The organism is Halohasta sp. A2, from assembly GCF_056175805.1.
The window spans coordinates 1-343 of the sequence record NZ_JAQFWV010000247.1 but is presented as its reverse complement, the minus strand read 5'-3'; the positions used below and the strand labels follow the sequence as shown (position 1 = coordinate 343).

Sequence of the window (343 nt, the reverse complement as noted above, 5' to 3'; positions counted from 1 at the left end):
AGGACGGTCACGACCCGGAGTGGCGTTCAACGCCTGTGCCTGACCACGAGGTCGAGGTCACCTGTGAGTGCTGTCCTGACTGTGGCGAACACTTCGACGAGTCGGTGGGCATCAGCCCCCGACTCGTCGAGGAGATTCCTGATCCGCAACCCCCAGAAGTCACCCGGTACAACCGGCACTACTATCTGTGTGGCTCTTGCGGAACAGACACAGTTGCTACACACCCCGACTGCCCCGATGAGGGGCAGTTCGGGGTGAACGTCATCTCCCAAGCAGCACTGTCTCGGTACGAGCACCGCTTCCCCTACCGGAAAATCGCTGATCGCTTCGAGCAACTGCACGG

Annotated in this window: 1 pseudogene; it reads left to right on the top strand. The window is 60.9% G+C overall.

Features of this window, described 5'->3' with window-relative positions:
• Positions 1-343 (top strand): annotated as a pseudogene (locus O2S87_RS19000) (IS66 family transposase); the annotation flags it as partial.